We start from the raw sequence: 4,576 nt of genomic DNA on the forward strand, positions 1-4,576 counted from the left end.
CGCCGATCGGGACTTCCACATCCTCATCGTCGACGATTCTGATATCGACCGAAGGGAAGACCCGCCCGGAAGCCGTTACGTGGTTGTTCAAGTCTGACCGCGCCCTTTGTTTTTTGAATGGCGTGACCCACGAGCTGTTCTTTTGCTCGCGCTAGTCAATACTCAGGCATGTAGGCCGCGACCGTTCTGGTTGTGGCTCGAGTGCCTTTTTTTTGCAGACTGTTACCCCTGAAATGTAATGCGTGAGGAGAAAGGTATGCTGATTCTGACTCGTCGGTGCGCAGAAAGCCTGATTATCGGTGATGGCGAAATCACCGTGACCGTGCTCGGCGTCAAAGGAAATCAAGTGCGCATCGGTGTGAACGCCCCTAAAGAGGTGGCTGTCCATCGTGAGGAAATCTACCTGCGTATCAAGAAAGAGAAGGACGAAGAACCAAGCCATTAATTTTTATCGATTTTTATGTTTGCAAACGGGGAAGAAGGTGGTTAATATACGCCCCGTGTTGCGGAGAGCTGGCCGAGTGGCCGAAGGCGCTCCCCTGCTAAGGGAGTACACCTCAAAAGGGTGTCGGGGGTTCGAATCCCCCGTTCTCCGCCATTATTTGCTTAGTACGTTGTAATCTGGCTTTTTCTGTAGGTTGTTTGAAATACTGGAAAAAGAGCGTTGTAAAAGATTTGACGGCCTATAATGCGCGGCAACAAATGCACTCGTAGCTCAGCTGGATAGAGTACTCGGCTACGAACCGAGCGGTCACAGGTTCGAATCCTGTCGAGTGCACCATTTACGAGTTGTTTGCAGTGATGTAGATAACTTTGCTTCAACCAGTTGTGGTCTGGTCTAAAAACACAAAATGCACTCGTAGCTCAGCTGGATAGAGTACTCGGCTACGAACCGAGCGGTCACAGGTTCGAATCCTGTCGAGTGCACCATACAACAAAAAGCCCGCATTTAATGCGGGCTTTTTGCCGTCTTGGATTTGGCTTTTCCTTTCGTGCACCCTTTCTCGTCGAACTCAATTTGTGCAGTGCGACCTCGCTTGCTCTCGTAGCTGTATTTTGTGCTTGAGTTCCGAATGCTGATCTTGTCAGGTTTTCCAAAAGCGCTTTCGACATCTTGTTGGCTCATGCCAGCGATGATCCGCTGATTGATGATTGCTTTGCGCCGCTCACTGGCGGTAATCATGTTTCCACATCTATCCTCAGATTTTCCGACCGCGATTGGGTCGCTTTGCCTGGCGGGCGTAACCGAAGGTTTGTGTTGCTCGGCTTCAGGCATTAGCGCGTTAGTCGCGCTCCCCGGGGTAAACGTTCGTACATCTTGAAGCGAAAGGCTTTCGTCGGCTGCGCAGCTCATGGTGGTGAAGGTGACGTGGCCGCTGGCTGCTTCGCACCGATGAATGATTGTGGCGAATGTCCAGGAAGGGCAGAGCAGGAGAATAGATAGAAAACACCGCATTGTTGATGGCATTGAGCGTCCTCCATGACGATTGTGTTCAAGCGTAGTTGTCGCATTTCTCCTTTGTGGTGTGTTTTCTTTTCAGGATGAGTCGTCGCAGATAGAAGCATCAGTGCGGCGCTCAAGTTTGTCTTGCAAGCGATTGTTTCAGACGTGATTTTTTAACATTTCAAAGCTTCAGGCGGTGTATCATTGCGCCCGTCAGCCCCGCCGGGGCTTGTGGAATACCTCCATGGACTTACCCAGTAGTTACTCAGTAAACCGATTTTCCAATCATGAATTGACTGATTGATCCTTCCGGCGTGTTCCACTGCTGGGAGTGGAGTTCGCCTATGTCTGAAGTTGAAGTAAAGAAAACGCAGGAAAGCTTGCAGGACCGCCTCGCTCAAGTTGTTGAGCTGTTGCAGCGTCAGCGAGTGGTTGAAGATCTGACTCACCGCCAGGAAGGCCCGCATCATGATCGGGTCGAGAACCTGGTCCATCGGCAGAATCTCGTTGAGTTGCAGCGCAAGCTCGATGATCTGCACTCCGCCGACGTCGCCTACATTCTCGAGGCGTTGCCGCTGGATGATCGTCTGACGCTCTGGCAGCTGGTCAAGGCAGATCGCGACGGCGACATTCTTCTCGAAGTTTCCGATTCGGTCCGTGAATCGCTGATCGCCGACATGGATGATCACGAGTTGCTGGCTGCAGCCAAGGACATGGACGCCGACGAACTCGCTGACCTGGCCTCAGAGCTGCCGCGAGATGTCGTTCATGAGCTGATGGAAACCCTCGATGCCCAGCAAAGGGAGCGCGTGCGTTCAGCCCTGTCCTATGACGAGGATCAGGTCGGTGCATTGATGGACTTCGAGATGGTGACCATTCGTGAGGATGTCAGTCTTGAAGTGGTATTGCGATACCTGCGCCGTCTCAAGGAGTTGCCTGGTCATACGGACAAGCTGTTCGTGGTCGACTACGACGGCGTTCTCAAGGGCGTGCTGCCGATCAAGCGGTTGCTGGTCAATGATCCGGAAAAGCAGGTTTCCGAGGTCATGGCCAGTGATCCGGTGAGCTTTCATCCCGACGAAGAAGCATACGATGCTGCCCAGGCGTTTGAGCGTTACGACCTGATTTCTGCGCCCGTAGTCGATAAGAATGGCAAGTTGATCGGCCGACTGACTATCGATGAGATGGTCGACCTGATTCGCGAAGAGAGCGAAAGTGAAGTTCTCAACATGGCGGGTCTGCGTGAAGAAGAGGATATCTTTGCATCGGTTTGGAAATCATTGAGAAACCGTTGGGCATGGTTGGCGGTCAACCTGATCACCGCATTCGTGGCGTCCCGGGTGATTGGTCTGTTTGAGGGTTCCATCGAGAAGCTGGTGGCGCTTGCAGCATTGATGCCGATCGTAGCCGGTATCGGTGGTAACTCTGGCAATCAGACGATTACCATGATCGTTCGGGCCATGGCACTGGATCAGGTGAGTACCGGTAATACGTCGCGACTCATGCGTAAGGAATTGGCGGTAGCGCTCATTAATGGCCTGATTTGGGGTGGCGTGATCGGTATCGTTGCCTACCTGCTTTATGGCAGTTGGTCGTTGGGGGTTGTGATGACGGCTGCCATGACGTTGAATCTGTTGCTCGCAGCCTTGATGGGCGTCTTGATACCGATGACGCTCGCACGGCTTGGGCGTGACCCGGCGATGGGGTCGAGCGTAATGATCACTGCAATGACTGACAGTGGAGGTTTTTTCATCTTTCTCGGTTTGGCTACTGTCTTTCTACTCTGACTTTTCTAAAACCCGCCTTTCGGCGGGTTTTTTTTGCTCGAATTTTGGGCAAAAAAAAGCCAGCGATCAGGCTGGCTTGGGTTTTCGATGTGAATCAGGACGCGTCAGCGGCCATTTCGGCATCATGGGCTATCAATGAAACCAGGGCGTTTTGCTGGCGATGGGAAAGTTGCCGGAAGCGTTGCAGCAATTCACGCTCGTGCAGTGACAGCTCGGGGCTGTCCAGGCGCATGCTCAGCTCTTCACCCAGCGCACCTTCCTGAATAAGGCTCTGCTCAAGGCGTGCGATGATTTCTGAGTTCATGCTGCGATGATGGTTGCGAGCCACTTCGGCAATGCGTTCACGCATTCCGTCTGGCAGACGTACGACGAACTTGTCAGCCGTACGGCTGGAATAAATTGCCTGTTTCAATGGGCGCATATATTTAACCGGTTAGTTCAGGGGAGCGGTTCTCGGGATCAGCCGCACGATGTCTGGTAGGACAAGCGTTGTGGCCAAATGTTCAACCTGAATTGATAGAGGCCCGCATCATGCCTCAAAGTTGCCAGATCATTGGCGTCAATTCTGTGACAAATATTGAACTGGATAAAGGCGTTATGCCAGCACCAATTATCAGAAATACGGACTGGTTTGGAAAGCCAGCCGGTCCGTATTGCTGACTGCGTCCTCTGCCCGGTAGTCGATGTCAAAATGTCCAAGGGGCATATCATGCGAATTCGATCGCTGTTCCTTGCTTTTAAAGGATAGTGGCAAATGGCCGATTTGCTAGAGGTGCCTATAAAGAGAAGGCTTTTTAGGATGGATGGCAGACGGCCTTTTGTGTTGGGGGCGTTCTGGTGTGGTGGAGGGAATTCTGTTTGTCGGATGGTTGTGTGCTTCAGGAAGGCTTTTCGTAATCTGTTTCCAGGTGGCCTGTCAGGCTGCGTGGTCTTGTGGAGGCGGCTGCCTACACGTAAAAAGTCAACGGACGACATGACAAAGGTGGTCATGCCCGTTAACATGCTTGCCGTCCATCGCTCCGCGTGTTCTCGCGAGCAGCCTGTGTCTCAGTAGCTCAATTGGATAGAGCATCCCCCTCCTAAGGGGAAGGTTGGCAGTTCGAACCTGCCCTGGGACACCATATTTCTTCTTTCTCTCCTGATCTTTCGGCTCTTGTGGTCGCGGCTGTGTAGTCACGTTCAGTTTTTGCTTCTTCTATATAGGTTGTATAGGTGCCGGCAAAGCGCATCTTTTCCATCATTCGGCTGATTTGAAAGAAAACTGAAATTAAGTGTTGACGGCAGATTTCAGATCTCTATAATTCGCCCCACTTCCGGCGCAGTCGAAACGGAAAACTCCTTGCAA

The 4,576-nt window shown here is 52.1% G+C and carries 4 protein-coding genes and 4 tRNA genes; 6 read left to right on the forward strand and 2 right to left on the reverse strand.

Annotated features, from left to right (window positions below; genetic code table 11):
• Positions 1–256: 256 nt before the first annotated feature.
• The 4 genes from csrA to ACQKP2_RS31830 all read left to right on the forward strand — a co-directional run bounded on the left by csrA (position 257) and on the right by ACQKP2_RS31830 (position 930).
• Positions 257–445: a carbon storage regulator CsrA gene (gene csrA, locus ACQKP2_RS31815; protein ID WP_002554426.1), complete on the forward strand. Its 189-nt coding sequence runs from the start codon at positions 257–259 to the stop codon at positions 443–445.
• Positions 446–507: 62 nt separating this feature from the next.
• A tRNA-Ser gene (locus ACQKP2_RS31820) sits at positions 508–598 on the forward strand.
• Between the two features lie 106 nt (positions 599–704).
• Positions 705–781: transfer RNA gene (locus ACQKP2_RS31825), tRNA-Arg, on the forward strand.
• Between the two features lie 72 nt (positions 782–853).
• Positions 854–930, forward strand: a tRNA-Arg gene (locus tag ACQKP2_RS31830).
• A 19-nt stretch (positions 931–949) separates the two neighbouring features.
• Here the strand turns inward: ACQKP2_RS31830 and ACQKP2_RS31835 are convergent.
• Positions 950–1,468 (reverse strand): cell envelope protein SmpA, encoded by a 519-nt coding sequence (locus ACQKP2_RS31835; protein ID WP_427582243.1) that lies wholly within the window; start codon positions 1,466–1,468, stop codon positions 950–952.
• Between the two features lie 320 nt (positions 1,469–1,788).
• Here ACQKP2_RS31835 and mgtE point away from each other — a divergent pair, with 320 nt between their 5' ends.
• Positions 1,789–3,231: a magnesium transporter gene (mgtE, locus tag ACQKP2_RS31840; protein WP_427582244.1), complete on the forward strand. Its 1,443-nt coding sequence runs from the start codon at positions 1,789–1,791 to the stop codon at positions 3,229–3,231.
• A gap of 94 nt (positions 3,232–3,325) precedes the next feature.
• Here the strand turns inward: mgtE and ACQKP2_RS31845 are convergent, their stop codons facing one another.
• A complete protein-coding gene (locus tag ACQKP2_RS31845) occupies positions 3,326–3,652 on the reverse strand; it encodes an Arc family DNA-binding protein (protein ID WP_003178899.1) in 327 nt (108 codons plus the stop codon).
• Positions 3,653–4,275: 623 nt separating this feature from the next.
• Between ACQKP2_RS31845 and ACQKP2_RS31850 the strand changes: the two genes are divergently transcribed.
• A tRNA-Arg gene (locus ACQKP2_RS31850) sits at positions 4,276–4,352 on the forward strand.
• Positions 4,353–4,576 lie beyond the last annotated feature (224 nt).

Source organism: Pseudomonas sp. NPDC089569 (assembly GCF_050280625.1).
In the GTDB taxonomy this organism is placed as follows: domain Bacteria; phylum Pseudomonadota; class Gammaproteobacteria; order Pseudomonadales; family Pseudomonadaceae; genus Aquipseudomonas.